The organism is Haladaptatus ordinarius, from assembly GCF_054177595.1.
In genome coordinates this window covers 1-549 of record NZ_JBPEHH010000314.1, presented here as the reverse complement: position 1 = coordinate 549, position 549 = coordinate 1, and the positions used below count along the sequence as shown (strand labels likewise).

Annotated in this window: 1 pseudogene; it reads left to right on the top strand. The window is 53.9% G+C overall.

Annotation, left to right across the window (positions count from 1 at the left end):
- Window positions 1–128: 128 nt before the first annotated feature.
- Window positions 129–458: pseudogene (locus tag ACR3FF_RS27360) on the top strand (zinc ribbon domain-containing protein); the annotation flags it as partial.
- Window positions 459–549: the final 91 nt, after the last annotated feature.

Sequence of the window (549 nt, the reverse complement as noted above, 5' to 3'; positions counted from 1 at the left end):
CTCTCACTGGAGTGAGACCGCCGTCTTTGGTTGAATCATTCGCTCATCCGCGCCAGCTACTCTCGTCTCGCCCCAGAAACCGAGTCAGTAATCAGGAACGATGGGAACTACCGACATTGAGGTCGAGCAGTGTGAGTCCTTCGTACACGTCTCAGCGGTGTTCTGCGTGCGGGTTTACACACGAGAACAGGTGGTCGAAACACCAGTTCGTGTATCGAAACTGCGAGTACGAACTAAACGCGGATTACAACGCGAGCAAGAATATCGCTCGCAAACTCGTGAAACATCTCCACTTGAGGCAAACGTCTTTGGGTGGAGGCGCACCCTGTCAGTGTGCGCTAACGTCAGGGACGCTGAACCTGAATGGCGAATTCCACGCTTCCGTCGATTCGACGGTAGAAGGGGAGTCCACTGACAAGCCCACGACTTCAGTCCTGTCTCTTACCCACAAGTGCTAACGCCGCAGCTGACGAACCGAGGCTGTAAGATGCGGCATGGTTCACATAGTTGGCGGCCTGATATAGATGATGACGGAGAGTTGTGTGACAT